Origin of the sequence: Gilliamella sp. B2717 (assembly GCF_026536675.1) — a bacterium.
GTDB lineage: Bacteria > Pseudomonadota > Gammaproteobacteria > Enterobacterales > Orbaceae > Gilliamella > Gilliamella apicola_I.
Genome location: NZ_JAFNNQ010000016.1, coordinates 1 through 469, shown reverse-complemented (window position 1 = coordinate 469; position 469 = coordinate 1). Strand labels below are relative to the sequence as shown.

General features: G+C 45.5%; 2 protein-coding genes. Both read right to left on the bottom strand.

Annotation, left to right across the window (positions count from 1 at the left end):
• Positions 1-186, bottom strand: a 186-nt coding sequence (locus J3U35_RS11540; protein ID WP_416380673.1) for a hypothetical protein, incomplete at its 3' end; no start/stop codon positions are given.
• Between the two features lie 10 nt (positions 187-196).
• Positions 197-460: a replication endonuclease gene (locus tag J3U35_RS03190; protein ID WP_416380672.1), complete on the bottom strand. Its 264-nt coding sequence runs from the start codon at positions 458-460 to the stop codon at positions 197-199.
• Positions 461-469: the final 9 nt, after the last annotated feature.

Sequence of the window (469 nt, the reverse complement as noted above, 5' to 3'; positions counted from 1 at the left end):
TGCACCGCCGATCTGTTGAAATTGCCGAATTCCCCAACGGCTCGCCCAGGCAGAAACATTTCTGGCCATATCTCGCAAATTTTGCCCGGTTTCGTCATCGATCTCATCGTCGAGCTGGTAACCGTCAATATTTTTCGAAATGTATTTAGCAATGTACCCGGTGGCGCTTCCTTTTTCTTTTTCGATATCGACAAATTTAAAACGGNTTTTCCTGCGCTCCTGGCTCGTCGCCGTCCTCGTCTAGCGCATACGTTCTCATAATGTAGTGAACCTGTCCTACATGTTCGGGTAACATAAATGCCAAAATATGCCAATGAGGCGTGCCGTCGTGATGTGGTTCGGCAACTCTAAAACCAAAAATTTTAATACCCTCTCTGTTGAGTTTTGCCCGGATTTTTGCCCAAACATTGCATAAATAACGTTGCGTGTCACGTGGTGTGCCTGCATTCCAATTTTTAATAAATCCACC